The 22,661-nt window shown below is 35.4% G+C and carries 22 protein-coding genes and 1 riboswitch; of the genes, 6 read left to right on the top strand and 16 right to left on the bottom strand.

The annotated features are described in order from the left end of the window. Positions 1 to 8 precede the first annotated feature (8 nt). The 5 genes from BBI01_RS18570 to BBI01_RS18550 form a co-directional block, all read right to left on the bottom strand. Positions 9 to 1,925, bottom strand: a complete 1,917-nt coding sequence (locus tag BBI01_RS18570; RefSeq protein WP_065396137.1) for a fumarate reductase/succinate dehydrogenase flavoprotein subunit — start codon at positions 1,923 to 1,925, stop codon at positions 9 to 11. A gap of 11 nt (positions 1,926 to 1,936) precedes the next feature. Then, positions 1,937 to 2,593 carry a succinate dehydrogenase cytochrome b subunit gene (locus tag BBI01_RS18565; RefSeq protein ID WP_065396136.1) on the bottom strand — a complete coding sequence of 219 codons (657 nt, stop codon included), beginning with the start codon at positions 2,591 to 2,593 and terminating at the stop codon, positions 1,937 to 1,939. Positions 2,594 to 2,610: 17 nt separating this feature from the next. Next, complete coding sequence (locus tag BBI01_RS18560) at positions 2,611 to 4,041, bottom strand: anion permease (RefSeq protein WP_065396135.1); 1,431 nt, start codon at positions 4,039 to 4,041, stop codon at positions 2,611 to 2,613. A 19-nt stretch (positions 4,042 to 4,060) separates the two neighbouring features. Beyond that, positions 4,061 to 5,224, bottom strand: coding sequence for a porin (locus BBI01_RS18555; RefSeq protein WP_065396134.1), 1,164 nt, complete (start codon positions 5,222 to 5,224; stop codon positions 4,061 to 4,063). Positions 5,225 to 5,492: 268 nt separating this feature from the next. Continuing rightward, positions 5,493 to 6,545 carry a linear amide C-N hydrolase gene (locus BBI01_RS18550; protein WP_065396133.1) on the bottom strand — a complete coding sequence of 351 codons (1,053 nt, stop codon included), beginning with the start codon at positions 6,543 to 6,545 and terminating at the stop codon, positions 5,493 to 5,495. Positions 6,546 to 6,919: 374 nt separating this feature from the next. Here BBI01_RS18550 and BBI01_RS18545 point away from each other — a divergent pair, with 374 nt between their 5' ends. The 3 genes from BBI01_RS18545 (at position 6,920) to BBI01_RS18535 (ending at position 10,734) form a co-directional block, all read left to right on the top strand. Further along, a complete protein-coding gene (locus BBI01_RS18545; protein WP_065396132.1) occupies positions 6,920 to 9,118 on the top strand; it encodes an ATP-binding protein in 2,199 nt (732 codons plus the stop codon). A 19-nt stretch (positions 9,119 to 9,137) separates the two neighbouring features. Then, on the top strand, positions 9,138 to 9,689 hold the full coding sequence (locus BBI01_RS18540) for a biliverdin-producing heme oxygenase (RefSeq protein ID WP_065396131.1): 552 nt from the start codon (positions 9,138 to 9,140) through the stop codon (positions 9,687 to 9,689). Between the two features lie 118 nt (positions 9,690 to 9,807). After that, the gene (locus BBI01_RS18535; RefSeq protein WP_065396130.1) at positions 9,808 to 10,734 is read left to right on the top strand and encodes a malate dehydrogenase; all 927 of its coding nucleotides are present in this window, start codon (positions 9,808 to 9,810) and stop codon (positions 10,732 to 10,734) included. Between the two features lie 91 nt (positions 10,735 to 10,825). On the opposite strand, the gene BBI01_RS18530 is transcribed toward BBI01_RS18535, so the two are convergent. The 11 genes from BBI01_RS18530 to BBI01_RS18480 all read right to left on the bottom strand — a co-directional run bounded on the left by BBI01_RS18530 (position 10,826) and on the right by BBI01_RS18480 (position 17,501). Further along, positions 10,826 to 11,371 (bottom strand): hypothetical protein, encoded by a 546-nt coding sequence (locus tag BBI01_RS18530; RefSeq protein WP_065396129.1) that lies wholly within the window; start codon positions 11,369 to 11,371, stop codon positions 10,826 to 10,828. 256 nt (positions 11,372 to 11,627) lie between these two features. Beyond that, a complete protein-coding gene (locus BBI01_RS18525) occupies positions 11,628 to 12,350 on the bottom strand; it encodes a YwqG family protein (protein WP_065396128.1) in 723 nt (240 codons plus the stop codon). A 12-nt stretch (positions 12,351 to 12,362) separates the two neighbouring features. Then, a complete protein-coding gene (locus BBI01_RS18520) occupies positions 12,363 to 12,623 on the bottom strand; it encodes a hypothetical protein (RefSeq protein ID WP_065396127.1) in 261 nt (86 codons plus the stop codon). A 112-nt stretch (positions 12,624 to 12,735) separates the two neighbouring features. Further along, complete coding sequence (locus BBI01_RS18515) at positions 12,736 to 13,290, bottom strand: putative glycolipid-binding domain-containing protein (protein WP_065396126.1); 555 nt, start codon at positions 13,288 to 13,290, stop codon at positions 12,736 to 12,738. Between the two features lie 51 nt (positions 13,291 to 13,341). Next, the gene (locus BBI01_RS18510; protein ID WP_065396275.1) at positions 13,342 to 13,914 is read right to left on the bottom strand and encodes a Crp/Fnr family transcriptional regulator; all 573 of its coding nucleotides are present in this window, start codon (positions 13,912 to 13,914) and stop codon (positions 13,342 to 13,344) included. Positions 13,915 to 13,922: 8 nt separating this feature from the next. Continuing rightward, positions 13,923 to 14,471, bottom strand: a complete 549-nt coding sequence (locus BBI01_RS18505; protein ID WP_065396125.1) for a hypothetical protein — start codon at positions 14,469 to 14,471, stop codon at positions 13,923 to 13,925. A 123-nt stretch (positions 14,472 to 14,594) separates the two neighbouring features. Beyond that, complete coding sequence (locus BBI01_RS18500; protein ID WP_083190152.1) at positions 14,595 to 14,849, bottom strand: hypothetical protein; 255 nt, start codon at positions 14,847 to 14,849, stop codon at positions 14,595 to 14,597. 83 nt (positions 14,850 to 14,932) lie between these two features. Further along, positions 14,933 to 15,445, bottom strand: coding sequence for a GNAT family N-acetyltransferase (locus BBI01_RS18495; protein WP_228394037.1), 513 nt, complete (start codon positions 15,443 to 15,445; stop codon positions 14,933 to 14,935). Between the two features lie 36 nt (positions 15,446 to 15,481). Then, entirely contained in the window at positions 15,482 to 15,874 is a 393-nt protein-coding gene (locus tag BBI01_RS18490; protein ID WP_065396122.1) for a VOC family protein, read from the bottom strand. 39 nt (positions 15,875 to 15,913) lie between these two features. Further along, entirely contained in the window at positions 15,914 to 16,699 is a 786-nt protein-coding gene (locus tag BBI01_RS18485; RefSeq protein ID WP_065396121.1) for a hypothetical protein, read from the bottom strand. Positions 16,700 to 16,712: 13 nt separating this feature from the next. After that, positions 16,713 to 17,501 carry a DUF6896 domain-containing protein gene (locus BBI01_RS18480; protein ID WP_065396120.1) on the bottom strand — a complete coding sequence of 263 codons (789 nt, stop codon included), beginning with the start codon at positions 17,499 to 17,501 and terminating at the stop codon, positions 16,713 to 16,715. Between the two features lie 96 nt (positions 17,502 to 17,597). Here BBI01_RS18480 and pafA point away from each other — a divergent pair, with 96 nt between their 5' ends. From pafA to BBI01_RS18465, 3 genes are all read left to right on the top strand, one after another. Beyond that, positions 17,598 to 19,244 (top strand): alkaline phosphatase PafA, encoded by a 1,647-nt coding sequence (gene pafA, locus BBI01_RS18475; protein WP_123862184.1) that lies wholly within the window; start codon positions 17,598 to 17,600, stop codon positions 19,242 to 19,244. Positions 19,245 to 19,368: 124 nt separating this feature from the next. After that, positions 19,369 to 19,545: riboswitch (cobalamin riboswitch) on the top strand. A gap of 33 nt (positions 19,546 to 19,578) precedes the next feature. After that, positions 19,579 to 21,420 carry a TonB-dependent receptor plug domain-containing protein gene (locus BBI01_RS18470; protein WP_065396118.1) on the top strand — a complete coding sequence of 614 codons (1,842 nt, stop codon included), beginning with the start codon at positions 19,579 to 19,581 and terminating at the stop codon, positions 21,418 to 21,420. A gap of 5 nt (positions 21,421 to 21,425) precedes the next feature. Then, a complete protein-coding gene (locus BBI01_RS18465; protein WP_065396117.1) occupies positions 21,426 to 22,472 on the top strand; it encodes a DUF5074 domain-containing protein in 1,047 nt (348 codons plus the stop codon). Positions 22,473 to 22,661 lie beyond the last annotated feature (189 nt).

Raw genomic sequence — 22,661 nt, 5'->3', positions numbered from 1 at the left:
TTTGTTTTTTATTTGTAACTTCTTACCGTTGGCTGTATTTCTTCAAAGATCAAAGGTTCTTTGATCAGTTCAGGTTCGCTGTTTTCACCTGCCCATGCCCATGCGGAGATAAACTGATATTCTGCATCGTTTCTCATTGCTTCACCGTCCGGGGTCTGATATTCTTCACGGAAGTGAGCTCCACAGGATTCATTTCTTGTTAAAGCATCGTAGCACATCAGTTCTCCAATCTCAAAATAATCGGCAACACGACCTGCTTTTTCCAGCTCGGAATTCATTTGATCTCCCTGTCCGGAAACTCTGACGTCTTTGTAGAATTCCTGTTTTAATTTTCTGATTTCCTGAATGGCATATTTCAAACCTTCCTCATTTCTGGCAAGTCCGCAGTAATCATATAATAGCTTACCTAATGTCTTATGGAAATAATCAACAGTTTTGGTTCCTTTGATTTTCATAAAGTCTTGAATCTGATTTTTAACAGCATTTTCAGCCTGTTCAAACGCTGGGCTATCTGGTGAAATTTTTCCGGTATGAATCTCACTCGCTAAATAATTGGCGATGGTATAAGGAGCAATAAAATACCCATCTACAGAAGCCTGTAAAAGTGAGTTGGCTCCCAGCCTGTTTGCACCGTGATCTGCGAAATTAGCTTCACCTAAAGCAAATAATCCAGGAACAGTAGTCATCAGTTCATAGTCTACCCAAAGACCTCCCATGGAGAAGTGTGCTGACGGGGAAATCATCATCGGTTCTTTATAGGCATCATATCCGGTGATCTTAAGATACATATCAAATAAATTTCCATATTTCTCTTTGATTTTATCTTTTCCCTGCTCATTAATGGCTTTAGAGAAATCCAGATAAACAGCATTTTTTAAAGGACCGATTCCAAATCCTGCATCAATTCTTTCTTTTGCTGCACGGGACGAAATATCTCTTGGCGCTAAGTTTCCAAAAGCGGGATATCTTCTTTCCAGATAATAATCTCTTTCGTTTTCAGGAATATCATTGGGAGCTCTGTTTTCATCATGTTTTGCAGGAACCCAGATTCTTCCGTCATTACGCAGTGATTCAGACATTAATGTTAATTTAGACTGATAATCTCCGGATTGGGGAAGGGAAGTAGGGTGTACCTGAATCCAGCTTGGGGAAGCCATTAAAGCTCCTTTTTTATGGGCTCTCCAAATAGCAGAACCATTACATCCCATAGCTAAGGTAGACAGATAATAAATTTTTCCATAACCACCTGTTGCCAGGACTACTGCATGTGCTGCATGTCTTTCAATTTCTCCTGTGTCTAAATTCCTTACGATAATTCCTCGCGCTTTGCCGTCAATAACAACAAGGTCAAGCATTTCATGTCTTGAAAACAATTGTACAGAACCTTTTCCAACCTGTCTCATTAAAGCCTGATAAGCACCAAGAAGTAACTGTTGCCCCGTTTGTCCTCTTGCATAGAACGTTCGGCTTACCTGAACTCCTCCGAAAGATCGGTTATTAAGATAACCACCATATTCACGTCCGAAAGGAACTCCTTGCGCTACGGATTGGTCGATAAGATTTAAAGAACATTCAGCCATTCGGTAAACATTGGCTTCACGGGCTCTGAAGTCTCCTCCTTTTAAAGTGTCTACAAACATTCTGTAAACACTGTCACCGTCATTTTTATAGTTTTTAGCAGCATTCACACCTCCCTGTGCTGCCACAGAGTGTGCTCTTCTTGGGCTGTCCTGGAAGCAAAATGACTTTACATTATAACCCATCTCTCCTAAAGAGGCTGCTATAGAGCTTCCTGCAAGACCTGTTCCTACAACAATAACATCCAGTTTTTTTCGATTGGCTGGATTGACGAGCTTAGCTTTCTTTTTATAATTGTCCCATTTGTGTTCCAATGGTCCCTGTGGTATTTTTGAATCTAAAATCATGATAGGTCTGTTTAATGATAAGTGAAGAATACATAAATAGGCATCAGTGCAAAGCCTAAACTGATAATGATAGAATATGCCGTTCCGATGATTTTGAACCATTTCACAAACTTAGGATGATATAATCCCAATGTTCTTACGGCACTGTATAGCCCATGAATCAGGTGATAGCATAAAGCAATCATAGAAAGAACATAAATGATCACATACCACCATTCTTTAAAGACATTCACTACCAGAATATATAAATCTTTGTTTCCGTTTTCATCCAAAGGTGGATTTCCGAATTTATAGATATACCAGAAGTTTTGAAAATGAATGACCAGAAAGATAAGAACCAATGTTCCGAGGATGCCCATATTTCGGGATGCCCATTTGCTGGCTCTTCCGCGTCTGTCATTCTGATAACCACCACCGGATTTTTTATTTTTTAAAGTGATGATCAATCCGTCTACAGCATGGAGAATAATGCTGGCATACAAAACATATGAAACTATTTTGATAATGATATTTCCGGATAAAAAGTGCGAATACGCATTGAATTGCAGGTGTGCCTGCTCCTGTGGAAGGAAAAGCTGAAGATTTCCGAGGAAATGAATCAACAGGAAGAATCCCAAAAAGAGTCCTGTAAGGCACATCAGCATTTTTCTTGACAATGTTGATAACATAGAGTTGATTTAAATAATTAATAATATCCTAAAACTTTCATCCAAAGACCTCCTACAGCCATATAGATAATTAAAAGCACAATACCGATTTCAAGACCACGAAGCCACCATACTTTCAGGTCTACATATCCACTACCGAAGAATACCGGCGCCGGACCATGACCATAATGGGTAAGCACTCCATAAATAGATCCCATAAAACCTAGCATCATTGCCAATAACATAGGAGGAATTCCCAAAGAAACACCTACCCCAAGTAAGGCAGCGTACATAGCAGCAACGTGAGCTGTAGCACTCGCGAAAATGTAGTGGCTAAAGAAGTAAACGACAATGATAACAGGGAAAGCTACCTGCCAGCTCAAACCTCCTATCTGTACTTTAATAAGATTACTGAACCAGCCAATGAAGCCGAGTTCATTCAAAGAGCTTGCCATCATTACTAACACAGCGAACCAAACAATGGTATCCCATGCTCCTTTTTCACTTTTTACGTCTTCCCAGGTTAATACTGATGTTAATAGCAATAATGTTAACCCAATAAATGCAGTTGTTGTTGCATCAATAGAAAGCGCTCCACCGAAAATCCAAAGTCCTAAGAGAATGAAGAAAGCCAATAGCATCAGCCATTCATTTTTAGAAATAGGTCCCATCTCTTTCAGTTTTTGAGCTGCCATTTTAGGAGCATCTCCTGTTTTTTTCAATTCAGGCGGGTATAATTTGTATAATACCAACGGAACTACGAAGAACGCCACCAAACCAGGAACAAAACCTGCCGCAGCCCATGACATCCATGTGATATCAATTCCAAGGTTTGCCGCAAACTTCTGACACATTGGATTACTCGCAGTTCCCGTAAGGAACATAGAAGAAGCGATGAGGTTCATATAATAACTGTTCAGGGTTAAAAATGATCCTAATTTTCTGTGGGTTTCAGGCTTTTCAGGAACAGAATCAAAGCTTATCGCCATAGATTTCATAATGGGATAAATAATTCCTCCGCCTCTTGCCGTATTACTTGGAATAGCCGGAGCAAGACAAACATCGGCAAGCCCTAATCCGTAGGCAAGTCCTAATGAACTTTTACCGAAAACCCTGATGAATAAAAAGGCAATACGGTTTCCAAGTCCTGTTTTAATAAATCCTCTGGCAATAAAGAATGAAATCCCGATCAGCCAGATCACTTTATCTCCAAACCCGGAAAGAGCTTTAGTAATTGATTTTCCTGCGTCTCCGGGAGCTACAACCTGTGTAAGAGCTGTAAATCCTATCGCCATCATACACATCGTTCCCATAGGAGCCGCTTTTAAAATAATCCCTAAAATGGTTGCCGCAAAAATGGCAAAAAGATGCCACGCATCCTGAGTAACCCTCTCGGGTACAGGAATGAACCAGATGATTAACGCAACGACGAATGTAATCGCAACGTTTTTAATATTAATTTCTTTCATGATACTCACTATTTAATCCTTAAAATCTACTTTGTACTTGTACAATGAATAGGTTGTTATTGTATTGATTGGTATTTTCTATCTGATGTTTATATCTGTCGAACTGTACACCCAGCTGAATTCTTGCGCCATAGTTTTTCAGGAATTCTAATCCTACCATTGGGGTAATAGTTTGTCTTGGATTAGATGCCATTCTGAAGTTGGTGTCAAGGTATTCATATCGGCAAGACAGTTCAAAAGCACTAAGGTTTTTATGATTGATCTCGTATCTTAGATTCGGAAGGAAATAAGCACCACGAATCAGATATTGGTCAGGATTATCAGGTCTTGCTTCAGGAGCAATAGAATTATAAAGAATATGATTGGTTGCCTGTTTAGCCTCAAGCTGCATATCAAGGCTCCATCTCGGATCAAACTTAACCATAGAACTCAGGTCGATTCCCACAGCATACACTTTTTTGCTGAAAACTTCTCCAATACCTCCATTCAAACCAACGTTGAAGTTGTATTTTTTAGATAATCCGAAAAGTAAGCGGGTAGAGTACTGTTTGCCATTATCGTTATCATTGATCTGGTTTTTTCCATTACCGTTGACTACGGAAACAGCATATTGTAAAGGAATCTCACCCAGTTTTACCTGTCCTGTTGCAGAAAGTCCGATCTGGAAACTTGTCCATCCCAGCTTTCCAAACTCGGAATACTGATTAGACCAATCCAGAGACTTGATGATATCAATAGGATAGGTCTCTTCAATCCCGAACCAAGGTCTGAACTGTCCTACAGTAAAAGCTAATTTAGGACTGAATGTATATTTCAGATAAGCATTTTCCAGTACTCTGCTTTTAGGGTCATTTTTAAAATCTGCAAAATTGGCTAAGGCAACCACTTCCGTACGTTTACTGATTTGGGCGCGTACCTGAACTCTCATGTATTTAAGCATGAAATTATTGCTCGTTCCGGAACCATCAGAATGATGAAGCCCGTTTACGTCAACGTCCTTGCTCATCCCAACCAGATAACGAGCCTGAAAAAGTCCCTTGATCTGAAGTTGTGGATATTTTACATTATCTTCTTCCTGTTGTGGTTTGGTCTGTAAAGAATCCTGTATCTGTGCATTTGCTGAGAACAAGCCCATAAGGATGCACAAGATCAGGCTTCTCTTTTTTAGTGAAAAAAAGGCCATATCTAATTATTTAATTTTTGCTTTTTTGAAATTTTATATAAGCATAAAATATCCATCTCTATCCTTGAAAAAGCTGAGGAAATACACTGAATGTGTATATAAAATGGTAAATACTTTTAAGTGCTTAACTCCTTCCGTTAAATCTTCGATTTATACTTTCTCCGGAGGAAGGAAATGATCATATATCTAATCTCTGATAATTCAGGACTTACAAACCTTAAGTGGTAAATTTTTCAAACTGAATCACTGAAGATTACTCTTTTTGTTTTTAAGACTCTAAGCCTAAAAATTTGAAAGATGAAGTTTCTTTGAAATCAGTATTTGATTTACCGTGGTAAGTCTGGTAGTTGCTCAGATCCAGTTTCATCACTTTACCTTTTGGGCTCAAATCAAAATCTTTAAGATCTACCCAGAATGTATTGGGAGTGAAAACGGTTTCAAAATAATATACAAGATTCTTCTGATCCGAGACAGAACGCCATCTTGTAGAAGAAATATTAGGTTCAGACGGAGAGGAAATTCCGTAAGGTACCGAACAGTTTCTGATGACACTGAATACACTGGCTACAGCGGTACGGGTATCAGCAGTTTTGGGAATAGCATTAATATAATAAGAAGCTCTCACAAAGCGGTCTGCTGCACGGTTGGTTCCTGGAAGCATTACCGTTCCCGGAATACCTTTCCAATAATTATTAAGAGCAAGTTGTTCATCAAAAATCGGAGAATTGGTCATTACCGTATAAGACGGATCGTGATGGATAACCAGTTTTCCGTTGATATATTCTAATACAGCATTATCTCCTGAAGCATCAGAAAGTGAAAGGTGTATTGTTGTAAACCTTTCCGTTCCCGGGATATTATCGCTTACTACTACAAAAGGTTCTTTTCTTGAAAAATCAACAGCTTCTTTTACCGTAGAAAAATTGTCAAGATAATACTGCGCCCATAAAGAAATGGCAAGTCCCTTTTTACTTCCTTTCGGATCGAATTTCGGATATTGAGATTCTCCCAGCCAAAGCATATTAGCTACCAGTCCTTTTTCATTCATTCCATCCGCAGAAGCAATGTCCCATGTAGAGCTGATGATGCTTCCGTATTTAGAAGTCCATTTTACAGATTTCGGTCCGGTTTGTCCTGTACGGTCTATTCCTTTCGGGAATACCCAAAGATTTGCCGGGATCTCATCTCGCCAGTCCATGGAACGGGCTGTAAGAATTGTGTTTTCCGGACCTTTGTATACAACACGTGTACAGGCTTCTGACGGATTCCATAATCCTATAGAGAGGACCAAAGAAAATAAAATTAATGGGAACTTTTTCATAATAGTATTATTTGAATTTAAATTTTATATTGAAATTATTGTGAATATTTCAATGAATTTTTCATCATATTCATTATTTGGTGATATAAATTTAGCTAAAATTGTTTAAATAACCCAATAATGTTAGTTAATAATCCTTAATTCATGTTATGAATCATACCTGATAGAGGAAATAGGTGAAAATTGTATTTTTTTTCGTATATTTTAGAAATATCTTATTAAAATTAAAGGAAAATAAAGAATGTTTTAATGTGATTTTTATCTGCTTGCTAACTTCTCAAATCCCCTGTAAATCCTTAGATGTACACGAAAATTAATACCACAAAAGAGAGACAGTTAAAAAAAAGCGGTATATTTGATTGATAGACAATTATATGAATTTTGTAGAGTGCCATGAAGAACCTATCCATATTCCAGGCTATATACAGAGTTTTGGTTACCTGATTGGCATTGACTCAGTGTCACATTCCATTACTTTTTTCAGTAGGAATATTGTGGATCTATTTAAGATCGAAAACTTGGATGAGTTGTTCGACAAAAAGCTTACGGACTTTCCGGAAAGCTTTCCGGATATTATTAAGTCAGATATCTATACTTCTTTAGAGAGATTTACCAAAAGGGAAAATGAAGCCTATTTTGATAAGATTTTTATTGGTGAGAAAGAATATCATTTTTCCGTTTTCAGAAGCGGGAGTTATATTTTTTTGGAATTTGAAGAGGTTATCGTAAATCATGATAAAAGAATTTCCAATAAGTATGATAATTTTTATGTTATTGATACAGAACATGAAATTTGGAACCATTTATTAGAAGCACTCTCAAAAGTTGTGAACTATGACCGTATGATGGTTTATAAATTTATGATGGACGGTTCAGGAAAAGTGATTGCTGAAAAGAAAAATGAAAACATGGAAAGTTTCCTTGGGCTTCATTACCCGGAATCTGATATTCCAAAGCAGGCACGAGAACTTTATCTTAAAAAAAGAAAAAGAATATTCAGTAATGTACATACTGAAACAGTCCCTATTATAAGTAAAACCAAAGAAAATATTGATCTTAGTTTCTCAGCATCAAGAGGAATGTCTCCTGTTCACAGACAGTATCTGATCAATTCCGGAGTTTCTTCAAGTTTTAGCGTTTCCATTATTATAGATAATCATCTTTGGGGATTGGTGACGTGCCAGAATGTAGAACCTAAGCATGTAGATCTTGAAGACAGGGTACAGGCTGGGATTTTTACAGCACTTGCAGCCAACGCATATTCTTCTTTTAAATCCAAAAATGAACTGAACTATCGTCTGGAACTGAACGATAAATTATCTCAGTTGAAAACGAAGTTTTTAAAGCATAATAACCTATTTGATTCCCTGATTGAAAGTAAAGCTGAAATCAGAAATTTTCCGGAAGCAGAAGGACTTGCCATTGTTTATGATGGAAATATAGTTTCTGATGGAGCTGTACCAGCCAGTGATGTGATCAACAGGATTGTACATTGGGGACTGGAGAATACCACTGATCGTATTTACGTAAACCGTAGTTTTCTTAAAAATCATGGGGAAGAACTGAATTTGCCTGAAAGCGCAGCCGGTATCATTATTTATTTTATTGAAAGAGATAAAAATGAAATGCTGATCTGGTTCCGTAAAGAATTTGATGAGCATATAAATTGGGCTGGTAATCCGGAAAAAACGATTGGTGTTTTTACACAAAACGGAGAAGATAAACAGATGGTTTCACCAAGAACGTCTTTTAGAATTTTTACGGAAAACATTAAAGGACATTCTAAGAGATGGAATTCAAGAAATGTGAGTGCTGTACAGGCGATCCGCGATCTGATTCTGGAAACTTCACATAAGAATTACAACGCTATAAAAAGGCTAAATGATGAGCTTAAAAAAGTGAATGAAGAACTGGATAGCTTTTCATATACGATTTCTCATGACCTTGGAACGCCTTTGACGGTAATGAAACTGAACGCTCAGATGCTTTTGGGTAATCTTACCGATAATTCTGAAAAGAGCAAAACAAAGATCAATACTATTATTGAGGAGATTGATAATATGGCTGAAATGATGCATGATGTATTACAGCTCAGCCGTGCCAAGCATAGTGAAATACAACTGGAAAGCTTAAAAACGGGAACGACTATACATAAGATTTCTGAAAATGCAAAAATCACTTATGGAAGTCCTAAAAGTGAAATCGTTATTAAAGAATGCCCGGATGTAATGGCAGATAAAACATTACTTCATCAAGTGTTCTTAAATATTATCAATAATGCTGTAAAATACTCTTCTCATAAAGATCAGCCAAGGGTAGAGATTAAAGGAAGCGAAGACGGACAGACCATTATTTACCGTATTTCAGATAATGGAATAGGGATTCCTGAGGAAGAGAAGCATAAGATGTTTAAAATCTTCAACAGGATGGATAATGCGAAGAAATTCAAAGGGAATGGAGTAGGGCTTTCCATCGTACACAGAATCATGAAGAGAATAGGCGGAAACGTAGATTATGAGAGCAATAAAGACGGAACTTCTTTCATTTTAACGTTCAAAAAACCTTACATTTGAGAAACTTTAAAATATAATTATGGTATCAGAATATCTTAAACAAAATACAGCAGACTATCACGATGCAGCGGAGAAACTTTTTAATTCTGAAAAGATTTTTAATAAAACCTTCACTTTAGAAGATTATAAAAAGATCATCCATACCAATTATCTGATGCTTCTTCACAGTGAAGAAAAAATATTCAACAGCCTTTCAAACAAGTATGCAGAAAGACTTCAGCTTGATAACCGAAAGAAACTGCCTCTTATCGAAAAGGATCTTAAAAGCCTTTCTCTGGAGAACAGACAAGTATCTCATGATCTTGAGTTTGTAAATGAGCATGAAGCTTTGGGAGCCATGTATGTGATAGAAGGTTCTACATTGGGTGGAAATGTGATTGCCAAGCAGCTTTCTAAAACAGAAGGTTTTGATGAGGTGACTTTTAACTTCTTTGGATGTTATCAGGAAAATACAGGACCGATGTGGAAGAATTTTAAAGAGGTTTTGGATACAGAAGTGGCGGAAGAAAACTACCCGGAAGTACTGTCTGGTGCAAAAAAACTGTATTCTTTTTTACTGAATGTCAACTAATTCCTTTTAATTCTAATAAATTTTCTGAAAAATTGTGCAATTTTTCAGGATTTATTAAATTTGGGGAGTTTCAAATTTAAACTTAACTAAAAAAATAAATAATTTAAAAAGTAACAATATGAAAGTAACTGTAGTAGGTGCAGGCGCTGTAGGTGCAAGCTGTGCAGAATACATCGCAATGAAGAACTTCTGTTCAGAAGTAGTTTTGGTAGACATTAAAGAAGGTTTTGCTGAAGGTAAAGCAATGGATTTGATGCAAACAGCATCTCTAAACGGATTTGATACAAAAATTACCGGAACAACAGGAGATTACAGCAAAACTGCAGGTTCTCATGTAGCAGTAATCACTTCAGGGATTCCTAGAAAACCTGGAATGACGAGAGAAGAATTGATCGGTATCAACGCTGGTATCGTGAAAGAAGTTACTGAAAACTTAGTAAAACATTCTCCAGAAGTAATCATCATCGTGGTTTCTAACCCAATGGATACTATGGCTTATTTAGTACACAAAACTTCAGGTCTTCCTAAGCACAAGATCATCGGAATGGGTGGTGCTTTGGACTCTGCAAGATTCAAGTACAGATTGGCTGAGGCATTAGAATCTCCAATTTCTGATGTTGATGGTATGGTAATCGCTGCTCACAGTGATACAGGTATGCTTCCATTATTGAGCAAAGCTACAAGAAACGGTGTTCCTGTAACTGAGTTCCTTGATGATGAACAACAAAAATATGTAATCGAAGAAACTAAAGTAGGTGGTGCTACCCTTACTAAATTATTAGGAACTTCTGCTTGGTATGCTCCGGGTGCAGCTGTTTCTGTAATGGTTCAGGCAATTGCTTGTGACCAAAAGAAAATGATCCCTTGTTCATTAATGCTTGAAGGTGAATACGGACAAAATGATATTTGCTTAGGGGTTCCTGCTATCATCGGGGCAAACGGAGTAGAGAAAATCGTAAACGTAACGCTTACCGCTGAAGAGCAATTGAAATTCGCTGAAGCTGCTAATGCAGTAAGAGAAGTGAATGGAGATCTTAAATTCTAATTCATTAGACTTTATATAATGAGAACCGCGCCCGAAGGGCGCGGTTCTTTGTTTGAAAAATATTTACATGATATTTTTTCTTTATGCTGTATCAGTTTTTAGAACCGAATTTATTGAAAAAACGTTCTCTTCCTGTTTTATCATAAACATAAGGGTCAATAAAAAGTTTTGTCCAATCGTTTGTTATTTGTGAAAAATCTTTTCCAATAAATTTTTCTAACTCTGTTTTTTTAACATCAATCTTATAGATTTTATTTTCAAATGGAAGTATTATTTCGACCTCATTAATAAAACTTAATTTTTTCAAGAGTGCTCCGGATCCTGAAATAAGTGCTTTTTGAATTGCATGTCCAGTTGACCAGTATTCTTTGAGATCGTTCTCCGTTAATTTAGATTGTGGATTTAGTTGTTGGTATTCTGTATAGTTTTTTACATAATTTATAGTTGCTTTTCCATTTTCTAATTCAACATTACTAACAGATCCTCCGGCTCTAAGTCTTGAGGTTTCGGTTTTTAATTGTTCTAAATTCGATTGTACTGGCTGGGAGGTATCGGTTATTTGAGAGTTTTCAGATTTGTTCTCATTGACACAACTTGCTAGTATGCATAAAGTAGTAATTAAGAATACTTTCTTCATTGTAATAAGGTTTCAGATTATAATGATAATTAATTATTCAAAAGTAGTGGTCTTAATAATAATCGCATTACGGGAAACCATAAACTCTTTAAATAGCTTCGACAAAGACTTTGCCCTCGTCGAAATTATTTTTTATTATGTTATTGTGAATTTAACGTAATAAAATGAAGAATTTTAAATGATTGATTCCTATTCAATAATATTTTTTTATATCAAATATTGAAGATTAGCATCTATGAAAATATAGAAAATATTTTTAATAAAAATCATAATACAAACTCCACTCTCCAGTTTCCTTGTTTTTTGCAAACATAAAACTTCCACTGTCTATTACATTCAATTGAGCTTTACCATCTGAAGAAACCTGAAAAATAAATTCAAACCCTTCACCAAAACCATCCTTAAAACCAATACCAGGCTGGCAAAATGATGGATAACCACCGAGTTTAGTACTGTAACAGTGCTTAATGATATTATAATAACTGTTGAAAAGCCCTTCTCTTTCAAGTTTCACAATGTCGGAGATTAAACGGTAGTCTATATCCTCAATTCCACCACCATCCCATACAGGGGCATCTTTAGGATATAATTCGGAGCGTAGTGGAAATGGTTTTAAATAAGAAACCGGACTTTGTAAATCCTTAATGATTATATTTTCCAAATCATCATATTCCCGGATAAGCCAATGATCACCCATTTTTTCAAGCATTTCCGGAAAATTCTGAGAAATAAAGACTGTGATTAGCTTTTTATCCTTTATCAGTTCCGGCACAAAAGGTTGGTTGGGAAGGTAAAACTGAATAAGTGGCATCATTGGATCTCCATTTTTATCCAAAGGAATTTCTTCATGTTCAGCATAGGCAAATACGCGTCCGATCCATGATTCTTCTAAAACATTCAAAGGTCTGAAGCCACCAGTGAAAAATTCGGTAGCAGGTCTTTCTATTTTATCTTTAATTTCTTGAATTCTTTTGTCCATTTTGTTATAATTTTATTCTTCTTCTTTAAAGTCATCCATCATCAAATTATGGAATCCATTGTATTCAGCTTTTTCTTCATCTGTAAAAGCATCAAGTTCCAATGTTAGGTTTTTAGCTTCTAAAGTGGAAATTTGTTGATTATGTTGGGTAAATGCAATACATCCCAGATAGGAAAGCCCGCTGTCCTTTAATTCTCTTATTTTTTTGCTCAGCTCCTGTCGGTTTAGAACTCCACAAGTAAGGGCTGCTTCTTTAATTTCATTAATATTCATGACGTTTTTTGATGTATTTCAAAGATAATGATATTCAAAAAGCTATTAAAGTCAAAGAAAATAATACCTTTAAACTGCAAGAATCTAGTAAGTATATTTACTTTGAAAGTGTTTATGAAAGTTCTTCCGTTTTTTCAAATAACCCGGGATAATTGACAACCAGTCCGTTTTTATCAACTAAAATATCAGCTTTAAAGTCGGAAGTAAGGTTTTCATAACGGTACTGATCCATTGAAATTCTGGTATACAATTGAGGGACAGGTTTTATGATATTATTTAAAACATCAATATAGATCACCTTAATTTCCTGTGAATTGCCTTCTGGAATCTGTAAATGATTTATGGGCAATGTATTGGTAAAAGGAGTCAGGGAAATATCAATGAAAATAAAATCCTTAAAGTCCGGATTGATGACATTATTGATTTCCCAGTTGTTTTGTAGCTTCTTTCCTGTCAGTTTATTTTTCCCGGAATTTACTTCAGATTCAATATTGAATTCCTGAATTTTCCAGTTATTATCAATCGTAAGATTGTACTTTACATTATAAATTTGTTCTTTATAGGAACCGATGATTCTTGATTCTACGATGTAATTTTCGTTACTTTCTTTAAGGTTAAAATATTCAAGAGACTGGTAAGCGATTCCTTTCCAGATTAATGTTTTCATTTGTTTTGATTTTGTGTGATGTTTATGATAAGGTTACGAAGTACAATAATTTTACTGGGATAATCTTCGCTTTCTGATTCTGCTTAAAGTTTCTCTAGCCACACCAAGAAATGAGGCAAGTTGGGTAAGTGGTATGCGTTGTACCATTTCAGGGTATTTCTTTTCTATATATTCCAGTCTTTCCTGTGCTGAGTACAGTTTGAAAAGATTGGAAAATTCTTCCTGCCTGGAAGCAAACTGACGAATACAATGGCGCCCTAAAGTTTCTATTTCCGGACATTGTGCAGCCAGTTTAAACAATTTTTCTTTATCAAAAATGATAACATGTAATTTTTCACATGCCACAATATTAAATTCTGAAGGCTGACCACTTCCAAAGCTATTGATATTGGTAGCTATTTCATTTTCAAAGAAAAATCCGGTGTTTTTTACTACACCATCTATTTCATAATAGCTTTTACAAAACCCCTGATTAATATAAAATAGCGAGTGGCATATTTCTCCTTCCTGTAACATCAGTTCGTTCTTCCTATATATTTTTTCTGAAAGTGCAGTCTGAAGTAAGTTCCAACTTTCATCAGAAAAAGGAGTGAGGGAATGGATGTATGCAAGGAGTTTATTCATGAAAGAGTTTATACTTTCTTCCTTTTCGGGATTTTTACAAGCAGAACAATAGCCCATGTCTGGAGAATGAATTGCAGGATATTCATAATTCCCAATACAGGATTAGCACTTAAGTGAGTTATCAGTGTAGGAATACCCGCAAGCCCCAATATGAAAAGGATAATGAAAACAAACTTTGCTACTTCGTTACCTTTTCCAATCATATATCCGACACCAAAAACAGAAGCAAGAACGACAGCCGATATAAAGATAGCCAGTTCTGAATCCAATTGTTCATACGTCCATATCAAACAGCCGATTCCTACAGCTCCTGATAAATAAATGAGATTGGAAGCCTTTGTATAGTTGGGGTGAAGTATTGTTGCTTCGTTTTCTTCGGTTTTGGAAATGACTGAGTTAATACGTTCTTTTTCCTGCTCTGTAAATACTTTTCCTCTTGATTGTAAAATTTCATAAGCATATTGAATAGCTTCAGGAACGAATTTACTATCAGGTTTTATGTATTGTTCAAGCTCATGATCCGACAATTTTTCAAGAACATTTTTTCTAGTATCCATCTGTTATAAGTCTTTTTTTGCTAAAATAGTGAAATTGCATTGAATTTTTAAGGCTACATTATAAAAATATAAAAAACAAAAGAGCGGTAAAAACCGCTCCTCACATTATCTAACAATCTAACTTTAATTAACACATCCGCATCCTGTTTCTCCTTCCTGGCAGAAGCGTATTGGCTCATGGCAAGGAGTACCTCCGCCTCCGGGACCTCCACCGCCAGGGTTACCACCACCACCAGTTGATCTATAGCAAGTATCACCGCTGCAATAGTAAGATCCAAAAGTAGGAGGGCAATAACCATCCAAACAAACTGCATAGGCAGTATCACCACCACTGATTAATACCAATTGACTTCTCTTTAATTTCTTTAAATTTTTCATAGTAATTGATGCTTTTAATTTGTTGATTACTAATGTATAAAAATTTTAAGACACTAACAAGTGTTTTAAATACAATTGAAAAATTATTCTATATCTAAAGTCATAAACAAGGCAATTTCCTCAGAATTATTATATAATCTCGTATTTATACCTGTAATATTGAAACCCATTCTTCTGTAAAACTGAATGGCAGGGTAATTGGTGTTCTGGGTTTCTAATTCAATCACTCTGCAGTTGAGTTTCCTTGCTTCTTTGATGATATTTTTAATCAGCATAATTCCTATTCCCTGTCTGCGGTATTTTTCATTGACAAGAAGATTTTCTATATAAAAACTATTGTTCCATGTTCTGTGTTCGCCAATAATCCATCCCTGGAGTTCATCATTATCAAAAGCACCGAAAGAATGATCTTTCTCAATGATGATATTGAGTTCGTCGATATCATCAGAATCAGTTTTCCAGTTTTTGGTATAGGAAAGAGATTTTTCTTTTATGATAAATTCAAAAGTTCCACCAAACTCAATTGAAGAAACCGAGTAGATCGTATCTGTTGAGTAACCATTCTGTCCCCAATGTATACTTGGGTTGGTTGTCATTTTCTGTAATTTTTTTATTTCCACGGAGTAGATGTTTTATTGAATTTCTGTGCAGATTTCCACCAAATAATTATCAAGGTCTTTAATGTAAGCTGTCTTTTGTCCCCATGGTTTTACAGCAATGTCTTCATACAATACGGCACCGTTGTTTATTGATTTTTCAACCAGTGCTTCGACGTTATCAGTAACGAATCCCAGTTCTATTCCGAAGGGTTTTACTTCTGTTTTTGATTGTAAAAATCCTTTTTTTACATTGGAGGCTGCAAGATCAATAGATGCAAAAGAAAGAGTGGTTTCCCCTGTCAGTAATTCTCCATAATCTTTTTCAGGAGTGATAAATTTGATCTCAGCATCGAAGGTATCTTTGTAGAAATTCATTGAAGTTTCTACATTTTCTACATACAGGATGACATATTTGAATTTGATCATAGTATTATATTTAGCAGTAATTATTGAATTAAAATTATTTTAGTTTTCGCCTAGAATATACTCTTTATCTACCATCATCTCAACATGAGGTTCATTTTTAGGATAATATTTTAAACCTTCCAAATGTCCAAAATGAAGCGGATATTTCTGAGTCAACTGTTTTATTTTACTCCCAAAGGTGTTGAAATTAACAATTTGAAGAGTATCTTTTGTCTGTCTGCCATTCGTAAAAAAGAGCATCAGATTACAATGGTTGTTAAAATCATGATCTTTATAATAGAATACATTGATATTTTCTTCTTTGCAGATGGGGAGCAGATCTTTGATGAAGTGTTCTTTATCAGTTAAAGGTAAATTACAGTCAATCCTTATAGAAAGATTTTCAGCATTATTCTTCTTGAAATCCGAACCTACAAGCTGAAGAAAACGGTGTTCTATTTTTCCGGAATGATTTCTTTCCATGTGAAAGGTTTGAGTCCTTTCTGATGTGAATGGAAGACTAGAATCCAGTGATATAGCATTTTCACGGATTAGCAGTTCTTTTACTTCGAGAGCCAACTGAAAATAGAAGTCAAAAAGCAGATGTCCACCAATACTGATGATCATTTGATTTCCACTGATATTAAGATGTAAGAAAGCATGTTTAAACTGAGTTTTAAGAGCCTCCAGTTTTTTAATAAAATCATCGATGTTCTCAAGTTGAACTCTTGCAACCAGTTCTGCTTCATTATCAGCATGACCTCCGTATCCTTCGAAAAACTTAAAAAAGCTGAAATTGTATAGGTTTTCAGGAAATTTAAAGTACCAATATACTCCTAAAATCATTTTGTTTTAATTATTAAAATTTAAAAAACTGAAGTAGTTTTGACCATTTTGACTGTGGCTTAAGTGTTTCAAAATAAACGTCAGGATCAAAGATGTTAATTTCAATTTTTTTTCTATCCTTTACAACAATTCCGGTATGTCCTTGCATGTTTGAATTAATTTCTTCTAATAAATCCAAACTAAGTAAGACCTTAAGTATTCTATATCCGTCACTAAAGTCTTCATAAATATCGACTGGTAATGGCTGGTATTTTGGGGTTGTTTTTATAAACATGACGAAAAAATACGGATCAAGATCTCCGAATTCCATTCCAAACATGAAAGGTACTTCAATTTTCTGTCCTGTTTTTACATTGTTAAAATGACAATGAAAACCATGAATGAAATATTTCCAGTGACTCACTTTTCCTGATTGGTTTTTTCTGTCTTTTAAATTGTTGAAGTTTAAACAAGGAAATTGTTCATTAAGTTTGATTTTCTTTTCTTTACAGAAAAGATGTACTAATTTATTTCCAAGCTCTCTGTAATCTTTTGCACATTGAACAAAAAATGATTGATGAAGAATAATTTCTTCATCTGAAATGAGTTGTCTGATATTAATTTCTGGTTTTATTAAATGGACACCGATTTGATAGTTCAACAGTTTTTCTTTTAAGTCATTGCCATACTCTTCCCGTAAATGATTAACATGTGGGGAAAAAATGATTTTAATTTGTTGATGTCTAGGTTTTGTAATGATGTCTTCAACACTAGGTAACTCCTCTACTGATTTGACATTTATTAAATGAGTTGTTGCTTTCAAAATCTAAATACAGGTAATAATTCAAATTTAAAGAAAATTTCATACTCTAAAACTTTCAAAACCCCTAAATTTGTGATGAATAAAAAATTTACGTGGATGTTTAGGAAAATTTCAATTGCGGCAGTTACTTTCATGTCCGTAGTTACGATCAATGCACAGAAGGTCAAAAATTCTCAATTAGAGAGACCCAAATTAGTTGTAGGTCTTGTAGTAGACCAGATGCGTTGGGATTATTTATACCGTTTTTACAATAAATATGGTAATGACGGTTTCAAAAGACTTTTAAACACAGGATATTCTTTAAATAACGTACATATTCCTTATGTTCCTACCATTACGGCATTAGGGCATACTTGTATCTATACAGGATCTGTACCTGCAATTCATGGGATTGCCGGAAATGACTGGACGGATAAGGAAACGGGTAAAGGAGTGTATTGTACAGCGGATGACAGCGTACAGCCGGTAGGAACAACGAATACAAAAACAGGAAGCCACTCTCCAAAAAATCTTTGGTCTACAACAGTAACTGATGAATTGAGATTAGCAACTAACTTCCAGGGAAAGGTAATCGGAGTTTCTTTGAAAGACAGAGCTTCTATTCTTCCTGCGGGACATACACCAAACGGAGCTTTCTGGTTTGATGACAGTACCGGAAACTTTATTTCAAGTACATGGTATATGAATGATCTTCCTCAGTGGATGAAGTCATTCAACTCTCAGAATTTACCTGAGAAACTGGTAGCAAACGGCTGGAATACTTTATTACCAATCAACCAGTATACGGAAAGTGCTCCTGACAATTCTCCTTGGGAAGGTTTATTAGGGAGTGCAAAAACTCCTACATTCCCTTACAATGATCTTGCTAAAGATTATCAGACTAAAAAAGATAATATCCGTTATACACCTTTTGGAAATACATTGACATTAAAGTTAGCGGAAGCTTCTGTGGAAGGTGAAAAATTAGGAGGTGATAATATCACAGACTTTTTAGCGATCAATCTCGCTTCTACGGATTATGCAGGACATAAATTCGGACCAAACTCTATTGAGGTAGAAGATGTTTATATCAGATTAGATCAGGATTTAGCACAATTCTTCAATTACCTGGATTCCAAAGTTGGAAAAGGAGAATATACAGTTTTCCTTTCTGCTGACCATGGTGGTGCACATTCTGTAGGATTCCTGAAAGAACATAAAATCCCGACAGGTTTCTTCGGAGAAGGTGCTGAAAAGAATCTTAATCAAAAGCTTAAAGATAAATTCGGAGCTGATAAGCTAATCAATGCGATTGACAATTATCAGATCTACTTTGATAGAAAAGTATTGGCAGACAGCAAACTTGAACTGGATGATGTAAGAAACTTTACGGTAAAAGAATTAGAAAAAGATCCTACTGTTTTATATGCAGTTTCTGTAGACAGGGTTCAGGAAGCCAGCATTCCGGAGCTGATCAAACAGAGAATTATTAACGGAATCAACAGACAGAGAAGCGGAGATATTCAATTGATCTCTCATGATTCTATGCTTCCTCCATATTCTAAGACAGGAACTACACACAGTGTATGGAACTCTTATGATTCACACATTCCGTTAATCTTTATGGGATGGGGAGTAAAACAGGGAGAAAGTAACAAGGCTTATCATATGACTGATATTGCGCCTACTGTTTCTTCATTGTTGAAAATTCAGTTCCCAAGCGGAAATGTTGGAAATCCAATCACAGAAGTTATGGGTAAATAATTGAATAGAATTATTATCAATATACAGCTGCTTTCATTATTGGAAGCAGCTTTTTGTTTTAGAATATATGAACAGGAAAAGGGTAGAGCATAAGTTCCTTTTTTGGCTAATACGTTTAAAAAACTATCTTTGCAAAAATTTTGGTTTCCAGTATATTGGAATGAAAAGGGAATTGGGTGAAATGCCCAGACTGTCCCCGCAACTGTAAATCGCAATAAAAATTTCTGTAAAAAGCCACTGTGTAAAACGGGAAGGCACAGAAAGCGAAAGTCAGGAGACCTGCCAGAATGATAATCAATAAAACATATTGCTTTCGGAGGAAAAGTAGAAGGATATGAATATAAAAAGATCTTTAGTACTGTTTTTGTCGTCTTATGGCTGTTTTCTTTTCGGTCAGGAGAAATCAATTGATACCATTTATATTTTCGACAGTCAGATGAATAAGGTGAAGCAATTTCATCCTATTAAAATCATTACTCCTTCAGAAATACAAAAAAATTCCAGCAACCTTTCTGAACTGTTGAGGTTTCAATCTGATGTTTATATTAAAGAAAATGGTCGTGGTGCAGTTTCTTCACCTTCTTTCAGAGGAACTACAGCTCAGCAGACTGCTTTTGTCTGGAATGGTATTAATATCAATTCTAACTTTTTAGGTCAGGGTGATGTTAATAATATTGCTTTATTCGGATATGATCAGATCGGAGTAAAGGCTGGCGGAGGAAGTGTTACGTATGGCTCGGGAGCTATCGGGGGGAGTATTCATCTGAATAACACTCTTGAATTTAATAAAGGTTTTCATGGTTCTCTGTTTTCAGAGGCAGCATCTTTCGGTACTTACAATAACTTTGTTAAAGGTTCTTACAGTAATGAGAAATTCAGCTTTAAGGCTTCTTTAAACTATGCTGTAAGCGCAAATGATTATGAAGTTCCGGAATATATAACGGGTATTACACCATTTAAGAATATTAATGGAAGATATTATAATACAACCTTTAATGTAGGGGCAGCCTATAAAATAGCCAATGATCAAACCATTTCCTGGCAAAGTCAAGTATTTGATGCTTCGCAACATTATCCTATTTACGAACCAAACGGTAACAGAACAAAATATAATGCTCAGACTTTACGTAGTGTAATTTCCTGGGATGTTAATAAAGAAAATCTTTCCAATAGTCTGAAAGCTGCTTATACTGAGGATAATTTCCAGTATTTCTCAGCGCTAAATTTACCTAAAACAAGTGGTGCAGACGGAAAGAATTATATTTTTAAAAACGATTTTAATTATTTCATTACTCCAAAGATTAATTTTAATGCTATCGGAGAATTCCAGGTGAATAAAGCACAAGGCTATGAAACCGGAATAGGAACGATTAGCCGTAATGTAGGTTCTTTAGCGGGAATGATAAGATATTTTGTAAATAAAGATTTACGTTTTGAAGCTGGAATCAAGAAGGATTTTGTGGAAGGTATTTCTTCTCCGCTTTTGTATTCCTTTTCAGGAAAATGGACCCCTTTACAATGGTATCAGGTGAGTGCCAGCTTTTCGAGAAACTTCAGATTTCCATCTTTTAATGATTTGTATTGGCAACCCGGCGGGAACCTTGATTTAAAATCTGAGACCTCTTCCAATGTGGATATGAATCATGAGTTTAGGTTTGGAGATTTTAAGATTAATCTGAGCCCTTATTATATGGAGATCAAAGATCTTATCAGATGGCTTCCTACTCCTTATGGATATTGGGCACCTGTCAATACAAATAATGCAGAATTTTATGGGCTGGAGTCTCAGGTAACCTGGAATAAAAATTTCGGAAGACATGGGCTGAAAATCAATGCAGGATATACGTATTCAAAATCTATTAATAAGGATACCCGGATGCAGATGACTTATGTTCCTTTACACAAAGCTGTGGGGGCAATAGATTATAGATTTGATTTCATGAAAATTTATGCTCAGGCGCTTATCAATGGGCTTACCTACACAACAACGAATGAAGATAGAGCAACGGCTATAGATTCTTACGTTCTTTTGAATGCAGGAGTTTCTGCCGATATTTTGAAAAAATATACACTAGGCTTTAAAGTGAACAATCTTACGAATACTGTTTATCAAACTGTAATTGATTATCCTATGCCAAAGAGAAATTTTAGTATTTATGCAACAATTAATTTTTAAATGATATGAAACTGAACAAATTTTTACATCTTCTTTTTGCTTTTGCGCTTCTTTTAGGAGTTGCTTCTTGTAGTACAGACAGTACTTCTGAACAAGAAATGTTCTACGGAAACGGATTCTTAATTGCCAATGAAGGTAAGTATAATACACCAAGTGCAGAGGTAACTTTCGTGAGCTCCGACTTAAGCTTTAAGCAGGATAATATTTTTGGAGCAAATAACGGTGGTGCAAAGTTAGGTGATGTTTTACAGATGATTGGGTTCAATGGTAATAATGCTTATTTGTTATTGAATAACTCAAACAAAATTCAGATCGTTAACCGTTTTAGCTTTAAATCTGTTGGTGAAATTACAGCAGGATTGAAAACACCTCGTTACATGACATTTGCTAAAAATAATATGTATGTAACCAATGATAAGTTTTTGGGAGCTAAATCTGTAAGTGTTTATAAACTATCTGATAATTCTTTAGTTAAAGAAATTCCTTTTACAGATAATGCTGAAAGAATTGTAGAGGCAGGTGGTAATATCTTCGTTCAGAATGCTACAGCAGGATCTGGAACTAAGATTTCTCTTATCAATACCACAACTAATACTGTTGATAAGACTATTTCTACACCAAACGGAGAGAATATCAACAAGATTATTTCAAACAATCAGATTGTTTATGCTATCGCAGCAGGTACTGTAGACTCTTATATTTATCAGATCTCAAGTGCGGGTGATATTACAAAAACAACAACTTTAACAGGAATTAAAGGTGCTACGAACTTAGAGATTTCAAACGGGAAATTTTACTTCACTTCGGATAGAAATGTGTATTCTATGGATATGACTGCAACAGCAGCACCTACTTCACCTTTATTTACTGTAGCTGCTAGTGCTCACCAATATTCAGATCTTTATGGATTCAATGTAGTGAATGGTTTAATCTTTACTTCTGATTCAAACGGATTTACAGAAGGTAGCAAAATCGTTGTTTACAATACTTCAGGATCTATAGTCAAAACTTTCTCTGCGGGGATTGGTTCTAACTCAGTATTCTGGAACTAAGAAATTAAATACGCGATGAAGTATTTAATATAATTTTTTATTTTTTCATCATTTGTGTTTTTTTCCGGGCGGGTTCTAATGAACCCGCCCGGCTTTGGTATATACATGAACCTAATGAATGGCTTTATTAAATTGATGATCAAAGGCTATTTTCCTATCTGGTTAAAAAATAATCCATACAAATTCACA

This window comes from Chryseobacterium artocarpi, from assembly GCF_001684975.1.
GTDB classification, from domain to species: Bacteria; Bacteroidota; Bacteroidia; order Flavobacteriales; family Weeksellaceae; genus Chryseobacterium; species Chryseobacterium artocarpi.
This window is presented reverse-complemented; position numbering and strand designations above follow the sequence as displayed.

Excerpts from the sequence above, each read along its gene's own strand:
- BBI01_RS18465 (WP_065396117.1), top strand. The coding sequence starts at position 21,426 with ATGAAACTGAACAAATTTTTACATCTTCTTTTTGCTTTTGCGCTTCTT.
- BBI01_RS18550 (WP_065396133.1), bottom strand. The coding sequence starts at position 6,545 with ATGAAAAAGTTCCCATTAATTTTATTTTCTTTGGTCCTCTCTATAGGA.
- BBI01_RS18510 (WP_065396275.1), bottom strand. The coding sequence starts at position 13,914 with ATGAATAAACTCCTTGCATACATCCATTCCCTCACTCCTTTTTCTGAT.
- BBI01_RS18530 (WP_065396129.1), bottom strand. The coding sequence starts at position 11,371 with ATGAAGAAAGTATTCTTAATTACTACTTTATGCATACTAGCAAGTTGT.
- BBI01_RS18555 (WP_065396134.1), bottom strand. The coding sequence starts at position 5,224 with ATGGCCTTTTTTTCACTAAAAAAGAGAAGCCTGATCTTGTGCATCCTT.
- pafA (WP_123862184.1), top strand. The coding sequence starts at position 17,598 with ATGTTTAGGAAAATTTCAATTGCGGCAGTTACTTTCATGTCCGTAGTT.
- BBI01_RS18495 (WP_228394037.1), bottom strand. The coding sequence starts at position 15,445 with ATGACAACCAACCCAAGTATACATTGGGGACAGAATGGTTACTCAACA.
- BBI01_RS18565 (WP_065396136.1), bottom strand. The coding sequence starts at position 2,593 with ATGTTATCAACATTGTCAAGAAAAATGCTGATGTGCCTTACAGGACTC.
- BBI01_RS18505 (WP_065396125.1), bottom strand. The coding sequence starts at position 14,471 with ATGGATACTAGAAAAAATGTTCTTGAAAAATTGTCGGATCATGAGCTT.
- BBI01_RS18485 (WP_065396121.1), bottom strand. The coding sequence starts at position 16,699 with ATGATTTTAGGAGTATATTGGTACTTTAAATTTCCTGAAAACCTATAC.
- BBI01_RS18490 (WP_065396122.1), bottom strand. The coding sequence starts at position 15,874 with ATGATCAAATTCAAATATGTCATCCTGTATGTAGAAAATGTAGAAACT.
- BBI01_RS18570 (WP_065396137.1), bottom strand. The coding sequence starts at position 1,925 with ATGATTTTAGATTCAAAAATACCACAGGGACCATTGGAACACAAATGG.
- BBI01_RS18525 (WP_065396128.1), bottom strand. The coding sequence starts at position 12,350 with ATGGACAAAAGAATTCAAGAAATTAAAGATAAAATAGAAAGACCTGCT.
- BBI01_RS18540 (WP_065396131.1), top strand. The coding sequence starts at position 9,138 with ATGGTATCAGAATATCTTAAACAAAATACAGCAGACTATCACGATGCA.
- BBI01_RS18470 (WP_065396118.1), top strand. The coding sequence starts at position 19,579 with ATGAATATAAAAAGATCTTTAGTACTGTTTTTGTCGTCTTATGGCTGT.
- BBI01_RS18520 (WP_065396127.1), bottom strand. The coding sequence starts at position 12,623 with ATGAATATTAATGAAATTAAAGAAGCAGCCCTTACTTGTGGAGTTCTA.
- BBI01_RS18500 (WP_083190152.1), bottom strand. The coding sequence starts at position 14,849 with ATGAAAAATTTAAAGAAATTAAAGAGAAGTCAATTGGTATTAATCAGT.
- BBI01_RS18515 (WP_065396126.1), bottom strand. The coding sequence starts at position 13,290 with ATGAAAACATTAATCTGGAAAGGAATCGCTTACCAGTCTCTTGAATAT.
- BBI01_RS18560 (WP_065396135.1), bottom strand. The coding sequence starts at position 4,041 with ATGAAAGAAATTAATATTAAAAACGTTGCGATTACATTCGTCGTTGCG.
- BBI01_RS18535 (WP_065396130.1), top strand. The coding sequence starts at position 9,808 with ATGAAAGTAACTGTAGTAGGTGCAGGCGCTGTAGGTGCAAGCTGTGCA.
- BBI01_RS18545 (WP_065396132.1), top strand. The coding sequence starts at position 6,920 with ATGAATTTTGTAGAGTGCCATGAAGAACCTATCCATATTCCAGGCTAT.